The organism is Bradyrhizobium sp. HKCCYLS20291 (genome assembly GCF_051167715.1).
GTDB lineage: Bacteria > Pseudomonadota > Alphaproteobacteria > Rhizobiales > Xanthobacteraceae > Bradyrhizobium.
Genome location: NZ_JBNPTO010000019.1, coordinates 41,599 through 57,256, shown reverse-complemented (window position 1 = coordinate 57,256; position 15,658 = coordinate 41,599). Strand labels below are relative to the sequence as shown.

Sequence of the window (15,658 nt, the reverse complement as noted above, 5' to 3'; positions counted from 1 at the left end):
CACAATTTCCGATTATTCGCAAGTCATTTTTGTTTTTCGGAATCATTCATCCACCAGGCGACAAGGCCGTCCGGTCCTTCAGGATCTCGCGCGCGGCCGCCGCGATGCGCCGGCACAGCTCCAACGCGGCGTCCCTGTGCCTCACATGGAAGATCTCGTCGCTGATCAGGCGGTCGTCCAGCCAGGCCCGGAAGGCCTGCTCACTGTCGGGGGTGAAGGTGCCCTCGTCATAGATGAAGCCGCACAGCGGGCCTTCGATCACGTAGTCCGAATCGTCGGGATGCTGCGACGGCCGTGCACATTGCGCCCAGATCCGGCCGTCATCGTCGACAAAAGCAAGCACGCCGTCGTCACGCTGTTCCACTCTCATCCCCCCTCCGCACGACACAAGCGAAACCCTCTCCGCGTCATTGCGAGCGCAGCGAAGCAATCCAGAGTCCCGCCGACCACCCTGGATTGCTTCGCTGCGCTCGCAATGACGGCGGAGGGGTCGCGGTTCTCACTCTCGGAGTCGCGCGGCGGACGACAAGGTCACGCCGGGACTGCTCCGCTAACCTTGCTCTGGACAGCGGATCTCCTTGTAGACCGCGTCCGCGAACGCCTTGATGCCGGTGTTGATCCGCAGGGGCGAGGTCAGCGTCTGGTAGGTAACGATGCCGCGGGTGATCGACAGCACCTTGTAGCTCTCGGCGATCCTCGTCTTGTAGCACTTGCCGACCTGGATGGCGTCCTCTGTCAACGGCATGGTCTCTCCCGTGGCGGTGATGGCTGAGATGGCGGGGCAGGTCTCACGGCAGGCGGACCGCGCCGGGAAGCGGAGGCTCGCGGTCGACGGCCTTGAACGCATCGAGCGCGGCAAACAGCGCCTGTCGTCCGTCCGCGACGGCCTGCTCGGTCGTCTCGCCGATGCCGATGACGCCGGGAAGATCCGGAAAGGTGACGAGCAGGCCGCCGCCATCCTCGCGCCCGAGCTCCGTCACCTCATAGGCGTAGGCGCTGAGATCGCTCATCGCACCACCTCGTCCATGCGGTCGATCATGGCGACGAAGGCGCGGATGTGGGGCGCCCTGATCCGGGCCTTGAGCGGAATGGTCACGCAGTGCGGCACCGAGGGATGCAGGAAGACCTCGTGCGTCCCGGTGATCTTGCGAAACTTCATCGCATATTGCGAAGCGATGATCTCGAGATCGACCGGCCGCCAATCGCCACGAGGATCGGCGCGCAGCGCCTCGAGACGCTGATTATGCGCCCGGCCCTGTCGGCTTTCCGACATCTGGCCGGGGGACGGCGCGCCATTGTCGGTCGTGACGGGGGCATCGGGCAGCACCAGGCGAAGAAAGGCGACAATGAAATCGCCGACGCTGTCGTTGCGATGCGCGAGCCGCCAGTTCTGTGACAGCACGAGCTTCGCACCGCTGCGCGCATGATGGAGCGCGACGAGCTCATCCATCATGGTCAGGACCCTGACGGCGCTCAGATTATACGGTTCCTGCGTGAACTTGCGCTTGAGGTCGACGCGTTCCCTGCGCAGGCTGGCGTTCTTGACCAGCCAGTCGACGATCGTTCCGACCCAGAACGTCTCGGTGTTCGCCGCTTCAGACATGACCGCTCTCCCGGCGCGCGCCCTCGGCGCGCAGCCGCTTGCGGAGATCGATACAAGAGCCATGCCATCGCCGGCCGAGACTGCTCGCGCGTCTCGAAGAACGACGAGGTCCGCCTTCGCCGGATCTTCCTCGCTGCTCAGCCGCGCCGCTTGCGGCCCTGACCTGCCGCGGTCTGCTTGCGCAGCCCTTCCGCCGCGCTGCCGACGACCTCGGAGATCTGAATGAGCTGCTTGGCGAGCGGGCTGGTCTTGCGCCAGACCATGCCGATGGTGCGCTGGGGCTGCGGCTCGGCGAAGCGCGCCAGCGACACCGAAGCGGAGCGCGTCTCGACGCCGACGGCCATCTCCGGAATCAACGTCACGCCCATGCCGGCGCCGACCATCTGCACCAAGGTCGAGAGCGAGGAGGCATCGAGCATCTCGCGCGGCGCCTGCATGTTGCAGAACGACAGCGCCTGGTCGCGGAAGCAGTGCCCCTCCTCCAACAGCAACAGCCGCATCTCGCGCAGGCTCTCGCTGCTCGGCACCGGTGCGCCTTCATATTCGGGCGGACGCACCAGCAGGAAATTTTCCGAGAACAGCGCGACCTCGGTGAGCGAGGGCTCCGACACCGGCAGCGCGACGATCGCTGCATCGAGCCGGCCCTCGATCAGTTCCTCGATCAGGGTCGGCGTCTTCGACTCGCGCACGTGAATGTCGATCTCGGGCTGCTTGCGCGTCAGACTTCCGATCACCTTCGGCAACAGATAGGGCGCGACGGTCGGGATCATGCCGAGCCGCAGCCGGCCGGTGAGCTTGTCGCGCGAGGCGCGGGCGAAATCGCCGAGCTCATCGACCGAGCGCAGGATTTCGCGAACGCGTTCGGCCAGTTGTTCGCCGAAGCGGGTCAGCACCACCTGGCGCGCATTGCGCTCCAGCAGGACGCCGCCGAGCGCGTCCTCCATTTCCTTGATCTGCATCGAGAGCGCCGGCTGCGAGATCGCGCAGGCCTCCGCGGCACGGCCGAAATGGCCGAGACGCGCCAGCGCATCGAAGTAGCGAAGCTGCCGCATCGTCAAATGTATCATCAGATAATCTTATCGGCCGCGAGCATGGAGTCAATTTTCCCCCACCTCGCAGCGTCGGCAATCTCGGGATGCAATCAAGAGTGGCATATGGTGCAGGGTGAGCGAGCGCCATACGTTATTCATCAGATAATCTTATCGCTGCGATCACCAATCTCAACTTCCCCTGATCGGGGTGGCCGCGTAGGGTCCCGCCACCCTTCCCCCAGGGGAAAGATGCAGGTTCAGGAGGCGACTATGGATGACGTCAGCAAGTGCCCGTTCTCGGGCGGCGTGAAAGGATTCAAGAACAAGGACTGGTGGCCGAACCAGCTCGATCTGTCGGTGCTGCATCAGCATTCGAACCTCTCCGACCCGCTCGGTGAGGCGTTCGATTATTCCAAGGAATTCAAGAGCCTCGATCTCGACGCGCTGGTCAAGGACCTGACCGCGCTGATGACCGATTCGCAGGAATGGTGGCCGGCCGATTTCGGCCATTACGGTCCGCTGTTCATCCGCATGGCCTGGCATGCCGCCGGCACCTATCGCATCGGCGACGGCCGCGGCGGCGCCGGCACTGGTCAGCAGCGTTTCGCGCCACTGAACAGCTGGCCAGACAACGCCAACCTCGACAAGGCCCGCCGCCTGCTGTGGCCGATCAAGCAGAAATACGGCCAGAAGATCTCCTGGGCCGATCTGTTCGTGCTGACCGGCAACGTCGCGCTGGAGTCGATGGGCTTCAAGACGTTCGGCTTCGGCGGCGGCCGCGCCGACACCTGGGAGCCGGAGCAGGACATCTATTGGGGTCCGGAAGGCAAGTGGCTCGCCGACGAGCGCTACAGCGGCGACCGCGAACTCGCAGGCTCCCTCGGCGCCGTGCAGATGGGCCTCATCTACGTCAACCCGGAAGGTCCGAACGGCAACCCCGATCCGCTGGCGGCGGCGCGCGACATTCGCGAGACCTTCGCCCGCATGGCGATGGACGACGAAGAGACCGTGGCGCTGATCGCCGGCGGCCACACCTTCGGCAAGACCCATGGCGCCGGTGATGCGTCGCTGGTCGGTGCCGAGCCGGAAGGCGCCGACATCGCGCAGCAGGGTCTCGGCTGGTCCAGCAAGTACGCATCCGGCAAGGCAGGCGACACCATCACCTCCGGCCTCGAGGTGATCTGGACGACCACGCCGACCAAGTGGAGCAACAACTTCTTCTGGAACCTGTTCGGCTACGAGTGGGAGCTCACCAAGAGCCCGGCCGGCGCGCATCAGTGGAAGCCGAAGCATGGCGCCGGTGCCAACACGGTGCCGGACGCGCATGACAAGTCGAAGCGCCACACGCCGTCGATGCTGACCACCGACCTCGCGCTGCGCTTCGATCCGGCCTACGAGAAGATCTCGCGCCGCTTCCTGGAGAACCCGGATCAGTTCGCCGACGCCTTCGCCCGCGCCTGGTTCAAGCTGACCCATCGCGACATGGGTCCGAAGGTGCGCTACCTCGGCCCGCAGGTGCCGAAGGAGGATCTGATCTGGCAGGATCCGCTGCCGGCCGTCGACCATCCGCTCGTCGACGACAAGGACGTCGCCGCGCTCAAGGCGAAGATCCTCGCCTCGGGCCTGAACGTCGCGCAGCTGGTCTCGACCGCCTGGGCCTCGGCCTCGACCTTCCGCGGCTCCGACAAGCGCGGCGGCGCCAATGGCGCGCGCATTCGCCTCGCTCCGCAGAAAGACTGGGCGGTCAACAACCCGGCCGAGCTCGCCAAGGTGCTGTCCGCGCTGGAAGGCATCCAGAAGGAGTTCAATGCCGGGGCGAAGAAGATCTCGCTCGCCGACCTGATCGTGCTGGCCGGCAATGCCGGCGTCGAGGCGGCGGCCAAGAAGGCCGGCGTCGAGGTGACGGTGCCGTTCGCACCGGGCCGCACCGATGCCTCGCAGGAGCAGACCGACGTCGAATCGTTCGCAGTGCTCGAGCCGACCCATGACGGCTTCCGCAACTATCTCAGCGGCAAGCAGTGGCTGTCGGGCGAGGAGCTGCTGGTCGACAAGGCCCAGCTGCTCAACCTGACCGCGCCGGAGATGACCGTGCTGGTCGGCGGCCTGCGCGTGCTCGGCGCCAACGCAGCCGGCTCCAAGCACGGCGTCTTCACCGCGCAGACGGAGACGCTGTCGAACGACTTCTTCGTCAACCTGCTCGACATGGGCGTGGCGTGGACGCCGGTCGACAAGGGCGAGCACACCTTCGAGGGCCGCGACCGCAAGTCCGGCGCCGTGAAGTGGACCGCGACCCGCGCCGACCTGATCTTCGGCTCGCACTCGCAACTACGCGCGCTCGCCGAGGTCTATGCGAGCTCGGATGCCAAGCAGAAGTTCGTCAAGGACTTCGTCGCCGCCTGGACCAAGGTGATGAACCTGGACCGGTTCGAGCTGAAGGCGTGAGGCCGAACGGCTGACTGACTAAGACGAAGCGGCGCTTCAGTGATGAAGCGCCGCTTTTTTTGAAGTGATTAGTCGACCTCACCGCTCCGCGGCCGAGCCGCCGCCGTCGATCTGGCGGCCCATCAGCGCGATGGCCTTCTGGTAGACGCCGGCGGCGTTCCAGGCTTCGATGGCGACAAAGTTCGGCTCGCCCGGCTGATAGCCGGCGCCCGCCTTCCAGCCATTGGCACGCAGGAAGTTGGCGGTCGAGGCCAGCGCGTTGGCGGCGACGTCGAGATTGCCGATGCCGTAGGCCAGGATGTTCTTGGGCATGAACTGGGTCTGCCCGACCTCGCCGTGCATCGAGCCGCGCGTGGCGCCCGACAGCACGCCGCGGTCGATCAGCTTGAGCGCGGCATAGAGCTGCTCGGTGAAGAATTCCGGACGGCGGCAATCATAGGCCAGCGTCGCGATCGACGACAGCATGTGCTGGTTGCCGCGCTGGCTGCCGAAGCCGCTCTCCATGCCCCAGATCGCGATCAGCGGCCCAGGCGGCACGCCGTAGCGCTGCTCGATCGAGGCGAACATCGCCGCCTGCGACTGCTTCAGCTGACGGCCGCGCGCGACGATGGTCGCAGCGCCGCGCTTGGCGAGGAACTGTTCGAGCGACAGGCTGAAGCTGCGCTGGCCGCGGTCGGCGGCGATGGTGGCCGAGGCGTAGTTGGTCTGCATCAGCGCCGCGAGCGCGGTGTTGCCGATCCCCTTGGCGCGCGCCTCCTCGCCGAACTCGCGCTTCCAGCCCTCGAAACCCGCCGGTGACGAGCCGCACTGCGCCGCCTCCGCCCCGCTGCCGAAAGCCGCGAGCAGCGCCGCCGCGGTGAAGGTGATCGTGATGATGGCCCGGCGCTTGATCATTGATGCTCCTTCTGATGACGCCCTTCCAGCCGGCTTGCATGACGCTGGCATGACAATGGAAGACGCCGTCGCGGCAAAATTCACCGCAATGATTGAAACGCCGAACAACTTATCGCAGTTGTCGACAAACGCCCAGCGCGGTGCCATTGAGGTTCCCGACCACGCCGCTCGCGCGCAATTGATCGAAGCCATCGGCGAGTGGCAGAACGCCGCGTTGACAGGCCTCGATGGCGAGCCTTTAAGAAACGAAACGGTTTAGTTCTTAACGTTCGATTCGGATATGACGCCCCAAACTGCCGGGCGAGGCGTGGAGCCGGTGAGACGTCCATGAGATCAAAGCTACTTCTTTCGCTGATGCTGTCGTGCTGGACGGCGTTGACGCCGGTCGCTGCAATGGCCCGCGTCACCGACATTCAGCCGCAGTCCACTACGGAAGCACCGTCCGCCACGGATCCCGCGCTCAGCCAGGCAACGATCGACCTCGAGCTCGACCGGTTCCGCCGAACGGAAGTCTCGCTGCACCAGGCGTTGCGAGTTGCTGAGAAGCTGCATCCGGGATCCAAGACCGCGGACATCAGCTTCGAGGGCGGCCTCGGCGCGCCGGTCTACAAGGTTCGCACGCTGCTGAAGGGCCAGATCTGGGAATCCGATATCGACTGCGCCACCGCCAAGGTGCTGAGCAGCGTCCTGTTCTCGACCGTGCAGGGCCTCAACGAGGGCGACCGCACCAGCCTGGCCGCGCTCAACGGCATCGCGCTACGGATGTCGGATGCGATCCGGATCGCGGAACGATCCGCAGCGGGCAAGGCCATCAGTGGCGGCCTGATCACCAAGGACGGCAAGCTCGCCTTCATCATCGTCGTCGTCAGCGGCAAGGATCTCAAGCAGGTGACGCTCGAACCGACGTCACTGCGCCGCCGCTGAGCTCACGCCGAGGTTTTGGCTTGCAACATCAGGAAGATCTTGACGCGCTCGCGGACGAAGCCCGGCATCTCCTTGCGAACGGACTTTTCAGACGTTCCCATCAGGGCCCGCATCAGCAGCGGTAGCACGATCAGGTCGATGAAGATTTCGGCGGAGGCGGTCGCCGCCTTGGACGGCGCGCGCTTGGCCGATGTTGCCGGTGAGCCGATCGTATCAGCCAGCAACGACGCCACGGCGCGGCTTGCCCGCTGGCGCGACAGCTCGTGAAACTGGCAGCTCAGATCAGGAAAGCGATAGGCTTCGCCGATCGTGACGCGGAACAGCCCAATCGACTCCTTCAACGCACGGTCGACGATGGCCATCGCAAGCCCGGCCAGCTTCTCCTGCACCGTCCCGGACGGCAACGTGTAGGACGAGCCCAGCGCCATCCGCTCATCGATGGAACGTTCGACGATGGCGGCAAACAGGGCAGGCTTGCCGGAATAGCGTGCATAAATAGTGGGCTTGGAGGCCGGCGCCCGCTCGGCGATCTCATCGATGCTGGTGCCATCGAAGCCGCGCTCGAGGAATACCTCACGCGCCGCGTCCAGAATCCGTTCTTCGATATTACCGGCCAGCGCTTTCGGCGGCCGTCCGACTCGTCCACGCAGCGCGACCGCGCGCGGGACGTCACTGCGTTTGTTAACCTTGGCCTGCGTGCGGGCCATACTCACGACCTCGACTCGACATGTCAGCATGCGATCAAGGCATTACACGTTCTCATCGCAACAGCAATAGAACGCGATGGCGAACAGCCATGCGCACTATGATGTATATAGTTAGAACCATTCTTGAGTTTGCTGGTACCTCATGACACCTCAGGTAAACAATTCGCTGAGGTCGTCGAGCACCGCGAGCGCGCCGTTGAAACTGTCATCATGAAAGTAGAGGCTGCGCGTGATGAGCACCGGGACACCGGCGCGTGTCGCCGCCATCAGTCCATTGCCGGAATCTTCGATCGCGATACAATTCGCAGCCGGCAAGTCGAGCTGTGACAGCACCTCGATGTAGACGTCGGGCGCAGGCTTCTTGCGCGCAACGTCGTCGGCGGCGACGACGGCTGCAAACATCGTCTCCCAATCCCGACCGAGCACCGGCGCGAGCAGCGCGTCGATATTCACACGCGTGGTCGTGGTCGCGATCGCCATCCGCTGACCGCGGCCGATCGCCGCATCGAGCAGCTCCTTCACGCCGGGCCGCAACGGACAGCCCTTGTCGGCCATCAGGGCGGCAAAACGTTCCGTCTTGACCCGGTGCAGCCTCGCGATCACGGCGTCGCTCAAGGGCGGGCCACTGCGCCGCATCTGGTCGAAGGCGCGAATACGCTCCTTGCCGCCGGCGACGCGCAGCAGCTCCTTGTAGACGCGTCGGCCCCAATGCCAGTCCAGCTTCGCATCCACAAAGGCCTCATTGAAAGCCTCGCGATGAATCTCCTCGGTCTCCGCCATCGTGCCGTCGACATCGAGAAGCAATGCGCCGGCGCCGGCGATCCGCGCCCGGAGCTCGTCGCGCGTCAAGTTCGGGACCACGGCGAGGCTCATGGCTGCTCCTCCGTCCGCATCCCCTCGTTCGCCGCTCCCTTGGCGAACACGCGGCTTGCCAAGACGTCGCTGGCTTCGATCGACATCACCTCCTCCGCCGTCAGCACGCGGTCGAGCCGCGACACCAGCCGGTTGGCCTGGCGTAGCCGAATCCGGTCCAGCGCATTGCGGATCGAGCGGGCGTTGGAGAACAGCGGCTGGGTCCGACGGACCGCGATGTACTTCTCGAATGCCGCGCGCGCCTCGGGTGAAAACCGGTAGTTCTGCCCCTCGAGCATCATCTCGGCGATCGTCAGGAGCTCGCCTTCGGAATAGTCGGGAAAGTCGATGTGATGAGCAATGCGCGAGCGGAAGCCGGGATTGCTCTGGAAGAATTTCTCCATCCGGTCGGCATAGCCGGCGAGGATCACCACCAGGTCCTCGCGCTGCGACTCCATGATCTGCAGCAGGATCTCGATCGACTCCTGGCCGTAGTCGCGCTCGTTCTCGGGACGGTACAGGTAATAGGCCTCGTCGATGAACAGCACGCCGCCCATCGCCTTCTTCAGCACTTCCTTGGTCTTCGGCGCAGTATGGCCGATGTATTGGCCGACGAGGTCATCGCGGGTGACGCTGATGACATGGCCGCGGCGGACGAAGCCGAGCCGGTGCAGGATGCCGGCCATGCGCAGCGCGACCGTGGTCTTGCCGGTGCCGGGGTTGCCGGTGAACGACATGTGCAGGGTCGGGAACGTCGTCGCCAGACCCATCTTCTGGCGGATGCGCTCCATCAGCAGCAGGGAGGCGATCTCGCGGATCCGCGTCTTCACCGGCGCGAGGCCGACCAGTTCGCGGTCGAGCTGCTCCAGCACCGGGGCGATGTCGACGCTCTCGAACTCGCGGCGCAGATCGATCGTCTCGACCGGCGTCGCCTCCTTGGCATCCGCCTGCGTGGCCTGCATCATGGGCTGTGCTCCGCTCGCCGAAGTTCGCACACGCTGGCGGAATGCCCCCGCGAACTCCGGCAAGCAGGGTACGCCGTCAAATCGGAATCAGCAAATCGGACTTTGCCACGACGGCAGGGCCGGCGCTGGAGCCGCCGACCAGGCCGGCGACTCCAGCGTAGCTTATGTTAGGAGTAGCGTTCGCCTTCGGGACGCTCGGCCGCGTAGGACCGCGTCGAATAACGCTGATTGCGCCCAACGGTTTCCTGGCGGTCGAGCCGGAAGCCGGGCTCGTTCTTCGGCCGGTTGACGATGAAGGACAGCCGGATCGACTCCCAGCCATGGCTGGAATCGAATGCTGAGATCCGGATGTAGCGGTCGCCGTAGATCTTCCGGCATTCCGACAGCTCGCGCATGATGCCGGCGGCGTCGCGCAGGTCGAACATCGGCAGCCCCCACATCTCCCAATAGGTGTTGCGGGGATGCGGATCGTCGGTGAACTCGATGTTCACGGCCCAGTTCTTCTCGAGACAGTACTGGATCTGGGCCGTGATCTGGTCGTCGGTCAGGTCGGGCAGGAAGGAAAAGCAGCCTTGGGTCACACGCATGGTGAAATCTCCTGATGTTGTGCTGCCGGGCGGGCCGGGGTCCGGCCCGCAGCGCGGCGACGCATCGAACGAGGTTTAGGCGGCGGGGGTGACGGTCGGCACGAAGTCCGGCGAGTCCGTCGATTCGTAGTTGAAGGTGACGTCCTTCCAGATCTCCAGCGCCTCACGCAGCGGCGTGCAGGTCTGCGCCGCCTTGGCGAGGATCTCCGGACCTTCGTGGACGTAGTCGCGACCCTCGTTGCGGGCGAGGATCATCGCTTCCAGCGCGACGCGGTTGGCGGTCGCGCCGGCCGCGATGCCGCGCGGATGGCCGATGGTGCCGCCGCCGAACTGCAGCACGACGTCCTCGCCGAGCAGGTCGAGCAGCTGGTGCATCTGGCCGGCATGGATGCCGCCGGACGCCACCGGCATCAGCTTGTTCAGGCTCGCCCAGTTCTGGTCGAAGAACACGCCATGCTCGAGCCGCATCGGGTTGAAATCCTCGCGGCAGATGTCGTAATAGCCGCGCGTGGTGTTGGGATCGCCCTCGAGCTTTCCGACCACGGTGCCGGCATGGATGTGATCGACGCCGGCGAGCCGCATCCACTTGGCGATGACGCGGAACGACACGCCGTGCGCACGCTGCCGCGTATAGGTCGAATGACCAGCGCGGTGCAGATGCAGGATCATGTCGTTCTTGCGGGACCATTTCGCCATCGACTGGATCGCGGTGTAGCCGATCACGAGGTCAATCATGATGATGTTCGAGCCGAGCTCCTTGGCGAACTCGGCGCGCTCGTACATGTCCTCCATCGTCGCCGCGGTGACGTTGAGATAGGTGCCCTTGATCTCGCCGCTCGCCGCCTGCGCCTTGTTGACCGCCTCCATGCAGTACAGGAACCGCTCGCGCCAATGCATGAACGGCTGCGAGTTGATGTTCTCGTCGTCCTTGGTGAAGTCGAGGCCGCCCTTGAGCGCTTCGTACACCACGCGGCCGTAGTTGCGGCCGGACAGGCCGAGCTTCGGCTTGACGGTCGCGCCCAGCAGGGGGCGGCCGAACTTGTCGAGCCGCTCACGTTCGACCACGATGCCGGTCGCCGGCCCCTGGAACGTCTTCACATAGGCCACGGGCAGCCGCATGTCCTCGAGCCGCAGTGCCTTGAGCGGCTTGAAGCCGAACACATTGCCGATGATCGAGGCCGTGAGGTTGGAGATCGAGCCCGGCTCGAACAGGTCGAGATCGTATGCGATGTAGGCGAAGTAGCTTCCGGGCGAGCCCGGCACCGGCTCGACGCGGTAGCACTTGGCGCGATACTTCTCGGCCGCGGTCAGGCGATCGGTCCACACCACGGTCCAGGTCGCGGTGGAGGATTCACCGGCGACTGCGGCGCAGGCCTCGGTCGGGTCGACGCCGTCCTGCGGCGTGACGCGGAACAACGCGATCACGTCGGTATCCTTGGGCTGATAGGACGGCTCCCAATAGCCCATCTTCTTGTATTCCATGACGCCGGACTTGTAGCGATCCTTGCCGCGCACCGTGATCGATGGGTCGTTCATGTGTTCCTCCTGGCTGTATTGTTGTGGCTGTTGAAGTCACGCAGCTTCGGTCATTCCCCCAATTCGCGGATCGAGCGCACCGGAGCGGTAGCGCTTGGCCATTTCGGCGAGCGGAATGACCTTGATCCTGGATGCATTGCCTGCGGCGCCGAACTGCTCGAAGCGCTCACGGCACAGGTCGCGCATCGAATCCATCGCCGGCTTCAGGAACTTGCGCGGATCGAACTCGACCTTCGACGACGCACCCACTTTCCGGAAGATCGCGGTCATGGCGAGCCGGCAGTCGGTGTCGATGTTGACCTTGCGCACGCCGTGGCGGATGCCGCGCACGATCTCCTCGACCGGCACGCCCCAGGTCTGCGGCATCTCGCCGCCGAACTGGTTGAACATGTCCTGCAGGGATTGCGGCACCGAGGACGAGCCATGCATGACCAGATGCGTGTTCGGCAGCCGGCGATGGATCTCCTCGATCACGTTCATGGCGAGGATCTCGCCGTCCGGCTTGCGCGAGAACTTGTAGGCGCCGTGCGAGGTGCCCATCGCGATCGCCAGCGCGTCGACCTTGGTGGCGCGGACGAAATCGACGGCCTGGTCCGGATCCGTCAGCAGCTGGTCGCGGCTGACCTTGCCTTCGAGGCCGTGGCCGTCCTCCTGCTCGCCGCCGCCATGCTCGAGCGAGCCGAGCACGCCGAGTTCGCCTTCGACGGAGGCGCCGACCCAGTGCGCCATGTCGGTGACGCGGCGGGTGATGTCGACATTGTACTCATAGTCGGCCGCGGTCTTGGCGTCGGCCTTGAGCGAGCCGTCCATCATCACCGAGGTGAAGCCGTACTTGATCGCGGTGGCGCAGGTGGCCTCGTCGTTGCCGTGGTCCTGGTGCAGGCAGAGCGGGATCTGCGAATACATCTCCTCGAGCGCGTCGATCATCTTCGACAGCATGATGTCGCCAGCATAGGAGCGCGCCCCGCGCGAGGCCTGGATGATCACGGGCGCGTCTACCGCTGCCGCCGCCTCCATGATCGCAAGCCCCTGCTCCATGTTGTTGATGTTGAACGCCGGCACGCCGTAGCCGCGCTCGGCGGCATGGTCCAGCAATTGTCTGAGCGTGATCCGCGCCATGGTCGTCTCCGTCCCTCTTCGTGTTCTGTTCTGTGAGCGTCGAAACGTCCGTCAGGACGCCCGTGCCCTGATGATGTTGCGCATGGCCGCATCGGCCACCGCGGCCGGCGTGATGCCGAACTCGCGGTAAAGGACATCGGCCGGCGCCGAGGCGCCAAAGCCCTGCATGCCGACGAACTCGCCGGCATCGCCGAGCCAGCGCGCCCACTCGCCCTCGACGGCGGCCTCGACGCCGATGCGCGGCGCGTTGCCCAGCACCTGGGCGCGATAGTCCGCGCTCTGCTTGCGGAGCAATTCGAAACACGGTGCCGACACCACCGCCGCATGCACCCCATCTGCCTCGAGCAGCTTGGCCGCCTCCATCGCGATCGCCACCTCCGAACCGGTCGCAATCAGTGTCACGTCGCGGCCGGCCTCCGGCTCGACGACCACATAGGCGCCGAGCGACACCTTGTTGTGGTCCGACGCCTCGGTGCGGAAGGCCGGCAGCGCCTGGCGCGACAGGCACAGCACCGATGGCGAGGTCTCCGCCCGCAACGCGCAGTCCCAGGCTTCCGCGGTCTCGACCGCATCGGCGGGACGGAACACCAGGAGATTAGGAATGGCGCGCAGGCTCGGCACATGCTCGACCGGCTGATGCGTCGGGCCGTCCTCGCCGAGGCCGATGGAATCGTGCGTCATGACGTGAATGACGCGGATTCCCATCAATGCGGCGAGACGGATCGCCGGCCGATTGTAGTCGGCGAACGCAAGGAAGGTGCCGCCATAGGGAATGAAGCCGCCATGCAACGCGACGCCGTTCATCGCCGCGGCCATTGCGTGCTCACGCACGCCGTAATGGACGTAGTTGCCATCCATGGTCGCGGGCGTCACCGATTTATGCGTCTTGGCCTTGGTCAGGTTCGAATGGGTCAGGTCCGCCGAGCCGCCGAGCAGGTTGGGCAGCACGGTCGCGATCACGTCGATGACGTTCTGCGAGGCCTGGCGCGTCGCGATCTTGGGCCGCTCGGCGGTGAGCTGCGCGATGAATTGCGCCATCCGTTCCGTATAGACCGCGGGCATCTTCTTGTTCAGCGCATCGTGGCACGGCGAGCGGTCCGCGCTGCACTGCTTGCGCGCACGCTCCTTCCAGGCCTGGCGCACGCTGCGCCCGCGCGCCCCGATCTCGCGCCAGCTCACCAGCACGTCCGCCGGCACTTCGAACGGGCGGTGCGGCCAATGCAGCGCGGCGCGGGTCTTCTCGACTTCCTCCGGACCAAGCGGCGCGCCATGCGCCTTCTCCGAGCCCTGCCGTCCGGGCGAGCCGAAGCCGATCGTGGTGCGGCACGCGATCATGCTCGGACGATCGCTCTGTCGCGCCGCAGCGATCGCCGCCGCGATCGCCTCGGGATCGTGGCCGTCGATGCGGCTCGTGGCCCAGCCCGACGCCGCGAACCGCGCGAGCTGATCATCGGAGCAGGCAAGCCCGGTCGAGCCGTCGATCGAGATGCCGTTGTCGTCGAACAGCACGATCAGACGATTGAGCTTGAGATGGCCGGCGAGCGAGATCGCCTCGTGACTGATGCCTTCCATCAGGCAGCCGTCGCCGGCGATGACGTAGGTGTAGTGATCGACCAGATCATCGCCGTAGCGCGCATTCATCAGGCGCTCGGCCAGCGCCATGCCGACGGCGGTGGCGATTCCCTGCCCCAGCGGACCGGTGGTGGTTTCGACGCCCGGCGTGTGGCCGTATTCCGGATGCCCCGGCGTCTTGGCGCCCCATTGCCGGAACGCCTTGATTTCGTCGATCGTCACCGCCTCGTAGCCGGTCAGATGCAGCAGCGCATAGAGCAGCATCGAGCCATGGCCAGCCGACAGCACGAAGCGGTCACGATCCGGCCAGGCCGGATCGGCGGGGTCGAACTTCATGAAGCGGGAGAACAGCACGGTGGCGACGTCGGCCATGCCCATCGGCATGCCCGGATGACCGGACTTCGCCTTCTCCACGGCGTCGATGGCAAGGAAGCGAATGGCGTTCGCCATCTCGGCATGGGCCGTATCGACCTTGGCGGCTGGCTTTTGCAGAGCGGTGGCGGTCATAGCGTGCGCCTCTTTCGGTCCATCAGTTGCATGATCATCGGGGTGAGAATGAGCTGCATGGCGAGGTCGAGCTTCGAGCCATGGATCACGATCGAATTGGCGCGCGACATGAAGCTGCCCTGGATCATCGAGAGCAGATACGGGAAGTCGATGCCGCGCGGATTCTTGAGGCGGATCACGACCATCGATTCGTCGGGCGTCGGGATCCAGCGCGCAATGAACGGGTTCGACGTGTCGACCGTCGGCACGCGCTGGAAGTTGATGTCGGTCTCGGAGAACTGCGGGATGATGTAGTTCACGTAGTCCGGCATGCGCCGCAGGATCGTGTCGGTCACCGCCTCGGTGGTGTAGCCGCGCGAGGCGCGGTCGCGGTGCAGCTTCTGGATCCATTCGAGATTCATCACCGGCACGACGCCGATCTTCAGGTCGGCATGCTGCGCGATGTTGACCTTCTCGGTGACGACGGCGCCGTGCAGGCCCTCGTAGAACAGCAGGTCGGAATCCTCGGGCAGCCGGCTCCATTCGGTGAAATTGCCGGGCCTGGTGTCGTAGAGCCGCGCCTCCTCCTCATCGTGCACGTAGTGGCGCGTCATGCCGGTGCCGGTCTCGGAATAGTCGCGAAACGTCTTCTCCAGCTCCTCGAACAGGTTGGTGTCCGGGCTGAAATGGCTGAAGTGCTTGTTGCCGCACTCGGCCTCCTCGACCATCTTGCGGCGCATCTCCTCGCGATTGTAGCGATGGAACGCGTCGCCCTCGATGTAGGCCGCCTTGACGTTCTCGCGGCGGAAGATGTTCTCGAAGGTCTTCTTGACCGACGTGGTGCCCGCACCGGACGAGCCGGTGATCGAGATGATGGGATGACGACGTGACATGACTTTTCTCCGGAAGTCTCGCCGAGCAGGAGGCGCCCGGCAGTGTT

The 15,658-nt window shown here is 65.1% G+C and carries 17 protein-coding genes; 3 read left to right on the top strand and 14 right to left on the bottom strand.

The annotated features are described in order from the left end of the window. Positions 1 to 46: 46 nt before the first annotated feature. The 5 genes from ACQR07_RS30860 to ACQR07_RS30840 form a co-directional block, all read right to left on the bottom strand. On the bottom strand, positions 47 to 370 hold the full coding sequence (locus ACQR07_RS30860; protein WP_434905838.1) for a hypothetical protein: 324 nt from the start codon (positions 368 to 370) through the stop codon (positions 47 to 49). 180 nt (positions 371 to 550) lie between these two features. Continuing rightward, positions 551 to 745 (bottom strand): hypothetical protein, encoded by a 195-nt coding sequence (locus tag ACQR07_RS30855; protein ID WP_434905837.1) that lies wholly within the window; start codon positions 743 to 745, stop codon positions 551 to 553. A gap of 43 nt (positions 746 to 788) precedes the next feature. Then, positions 789 to 1,010: a type II toxin-antitoxin system HicB family antitoxin gene (locus ACQR07_RS30850; RefSeq protein ID WP_434905836.1), complete on the bottom strand. Its 222-nt coding sequence runs from the start codon at positions 1,008 to 1,010 to the stop codon at positions 789 to 791. Next, positions 1,007 to 1,603 carry a hypothetical protein gene (locus tag ACQR07_RS30845; RefSeq protein WP_434905835.1) on the bottom strand — a complete coding sequence of 199 codons (597 nt, stop codon included), beginning with the start codon at positions 1,601 to 1,603 and terminating at the stop codon, positions 1,007 to 1,009. The genes ACQR07_RS30850 and ACQR07_RS30845 overlap by 4 nt, the downstream gene beginning before the upstream one ends. A 137-nt stretch (positions 1,604 to 1,740) precedes the next feature. Continuing rightward, positions 1,741 to 2,670, bottom strand: coding sequence for a LysR substrate-binding domain-containing protein (locus ACQR07_RS30840; RefSeq protein WP_434905834.1), 930 nt, complete (start codon positions 2,668 to 2,670; stop codon positions 1,741 to 1,743). 234 nt (positions 2,671 to 2,904) lie between these two features. On the opposite strand from ACQR07_RS30840, the gene katG reads away from it, so the two are divergent. After that, positions 2,905 to 5,076 (top strand): catalase/peroxidase HPI, encoded by a 2,172-nt coding sequence (katG, locus tag ACQR07_RS30835; RefSeq protein WP_434905833.1) that lies wholly within the window; start codon positions 2,905 to 2,907, stop codon positions 5,074 to 5,076. A gap of 78 nt (positions 5,077 to 5,154) precedes the next feature. Here katG and ACQR07_RS30830 read toward each other — a convergent pair whose 3' ends face one another. Beyond that, positions 5,155 to 5,970, bottom strand: a complete 816-nt coding sequence (locus tag ACQR07_RS30830; RefSeq protein ID WP_434905832.1) for a lytic murein transglycosylase — start codon at positions 5,968 to 5,970, stop codon at positions 5,155 to 5,157. Here ACQR07_RS30830 and ACQR07_RS30825 point away from each other — a divergent pair. Together ACQR07_RS30825 and ACQR07_RS30820 are read left to right on the top strand one after the other, a co-directional pair. Continuing rightward, positions 5,948 to 6,229 carry a hypothetical protein gene (locus ACQR07_RS30825; protein WP_434905831.1) on the top strand — a complete coding sequence of 94 codons (282 nt, stop codon included), beginning with the start codon at positions 5,948 to 5,950 and terminating at the stop codon, positions 6,227 to 6,229. The genes ACQR07_RS30830 and ACQR07_RS30825 overlap by 23 nt on opposite strands. 68 nt (positions 6,230 to 6,297) lie before the next feature. After that, on the top strand, positions 6,298 to 6,894 hold the full coding sequence (locus ACQR07_RS30820) for a PepSY domain-containing protein (RefSeq protein ID WP_434905830.1): 597 nt from the start codon (positions 6,298 to 6,300) through the stop codon (positions 6,892 to 6,894). Positions 6,895 to 6,896: 2 nt separating this feature from the next. On the opposite strand, the gene ACQR07_RS30815 is transcribed toward ACQR07_RS30820, so the two are convergent. From ACQR07_RS30815 to ACQR07_RS30780, 8 genes are all read right to left on the bottom strand, one after another. Then, positions 6,897 to 7,601, bottom strand: a complete 705-nt coding sequence (locus ACQR07_RS30815; RefSeq protein ID WP_434905829.1) for a TetR/AcrR family transcriptional regulator — start codon at positions 7,599 to 7,601, stop codon at positions 6,897 to 6,899. Positions 7,602 to 7,751: 150 nt separating this feature from the next. After that, entirely contained in the window at positions 7,752 to 8,474 is a 723-nt protein-coding gene (locus ACQR07_RS30810; protein ID WP_434905828.1) for an HAD-IA family hydrolase, read from the bottom strand. Then, entirely contained in the window at positions 8,471 to 9,415 is a 945-nt protein-coding gene (gene cbbX, locus ACQR07_RS30805) for a CbbX protein (protein WP_434905877.1), read from the bottom strand. Before cbbX ends, ACQR07_RS30810 begins: the two co-directional genes overlap by 4 nt. Before the next feature lie 170 nt (positions 9,416 to 9,585). Beyond that, positions 9,586 to 10,005: a ribulose bisphosphate carboxylase small subunit gene (locus ACQR07_RS30800; RefSeq protein WP_434867603.1), complete on the bottom strand. Its 420-nt coding sequence runs from the start codon at positions 10,003 to 10,005 to the stop codon at positions 9,586 to 9,588. A 75-nt stretch (positions 10,006 to 10,080) separates the two neighbouring features. Continuing rightward, positions 10,081 to 11,541, bottom strand: coding sequence for a form I ribulose bisphosphate carboxylase large subunit (locus tag ACQR07_RS30795; RefSeq protein WP_434905827.1), 1,461 nt, complete (start codon positions 11,539 to 11,541; stop codon positions 10,081 to 10,083). 36 nt (positions 11,542 to 11,577) lie between these two features. Further along, complete coding sequence (gene fba / locus ACQR07_RS30790) at positions 11,578 to 12,660, bottom strand: class II fructose-bisphosphate aldolase (protein WP_434905826.1); 1,083 nt, start codon at positions 12,658 to 12,660, stop codon at positions 11,578 to 11,580. 51 nt (positions 12,661 to 12,711) lie between these two features. Further along, positions 12,712 to 14,739 (bottom strand): transketolase, encoded by a 2,028-nt coding sequence (tkt, locus tag ACQR07_RS30785; RefSeq protein WP_434905825.1) that lies wholly within the window; start codon positions 14,737 to 14,739, stop codon positions 12,712 to 12,714. Then, the gene (locus ACQR07_RS30780; protein ID WP_434867607.1) at positions 14,736 to 15,611 is read right to left on the bottom strand and encodes a phosphoribulokinase; all 876 of its coding nucleotides are present in this window, start codon (positions 15,609 to 15,611) and stop codon (positions 14,736 to 14,738) included. The genes tkt and ACQR07_RS30780 overlap by 4 nt, the downstream gene beginning before the upstream one ends. Positions 15,612 to 15,658: the final 47 nt, after the last annotated feature.

What these genes read in the sequence shown, in the direction of transcription:
- ACQR07_RS30855 (WP_434905837.1), bottom strand. Translation starts at nt 745, where the DNA reads ATGCCGTTGACAGAGGACGCCATCCAGGTCGGCAAGTGCTACAAGACG.
- ACQR07_RS30845 (WP_434905835.1), bottom strand. Translation starts at nt 1,603, where the DNA reads ATGTCTGAAGCGGCGAACACCGAGACGTTCTGGGTCGGAACGATCGTC.
- tkt (WP_434905825.1), bottom strand. Translation starts at nt 14,739, where the DNA reads ATGACCGCCACCGCTCTGCAAAAGCCAGCCGCCAAGGTCGATACGGCC.
- katG (WP_434905833.1), top strand. Translation starts at nt 2,905, where the DNA reads ATGGATGACGTCAGCAAGTGCCCGTTCTCGGGCGGCGTGAAAGGATTC.
- ACQR07_RS30820 (WP_434905830.1), top strand. Translation starts at nt 6,298, where the DNA reads ATGAGATCAAAGCTACTTCTTTCGCTGATGCTGTCGTGCTGGACGGCG.
- ACQR07_RS30825 (WP_434905831.1), top strand. Translation starts at nt 5,948, where the DNA reads ATGATGGCCCGGCGCTTGATCATTGATGCTCCTTCTGATGACGCCCTT.
- ACQR07_RS30815 (WP_434905829.1), bottom strand. Translation starts at nt 7,601, where the DNA reads ATGGCCCGCACGCAGGCCAAGGTTAACAAACGCAGTGACGTCCCGCGC.
- ACQR07_RS30830 (WP_434905832.1), bottom strand. Translation starts at nt 5,970, where the DNA reads ATGATCAAGCGCCGGGCCATCATCACGATCACCTTCACCGCGGCGGCG.
- ACQR07_RS30810 (WP_434905828.1), bottom strand. Translation starts at nt 8,474, where the DNA reads ATGAGCCTCGCCGTGGTCCCGAACTTGACGCGCGACGAGCTCCGGGCG.
- ACQR07_RS30840 (WP_434905834.1), bottom strand. Translation starts at nt 2,670, where the DNA reads ATGATACATTTGACGATGCGGCAGCTTCGCTACTTCGATGCGCTGGCG.
- ACQR07_RS30780 (WP_434867607.1), bottom strand. Translation starts at nt 15,611, where the DNA reads ATGTCACGTCGTCATCCCATCATCTCGATCACCGGCTCGTCCGGTGCG.
- ACQR07_RS30795 (WP_434905827.1), bottom strand. Translation starts at nt 11,541, where the DNA reads ATGAACGACCCATCGATCACGGTGCGCGGCAAGGATCGCTACAAGTCC.
- fba (WP_434905826.1), bottom strand. Translation starts at nt 12,660, where the DNA reads ATGGCGCGGATCACGCTCAGACAATTGCTGGACCATGCCGCCGAGCGC.
- ACQR07_RS30800 (WP_434867603.1), bottom strand. Translation starts at nt 10,005, where the DNA reads ATGCGTGTGACCCAAGGCTGCTTTTCCTTCCTGCCCGACCTGACCGAC.
- ACQR07_RS30860 (WP_434905838.1), bottom strand. Translation starts at nt 370, where the DNA reads ATGAGAGTGGAACAGCGTGACGACGGCGTGCTTGCTTTTGTCGACGAT.
- ACQR07_RS30850 (WP_434905836.1), bottom strand. Translation starts at nt 1,010, where the DNA reads ATGAGCGATCTCAGCGCCTACGCCTATGAGGTGACGGAGCTCGGGCGC.
- cbbX (WP_434905877.1), bottom strand. Translation starts at nt 9,415, where the DNA reads ATGCAGGCCACGCAGGCGGATGCCAAGGAGGCGACGCCGGTCGAGACG.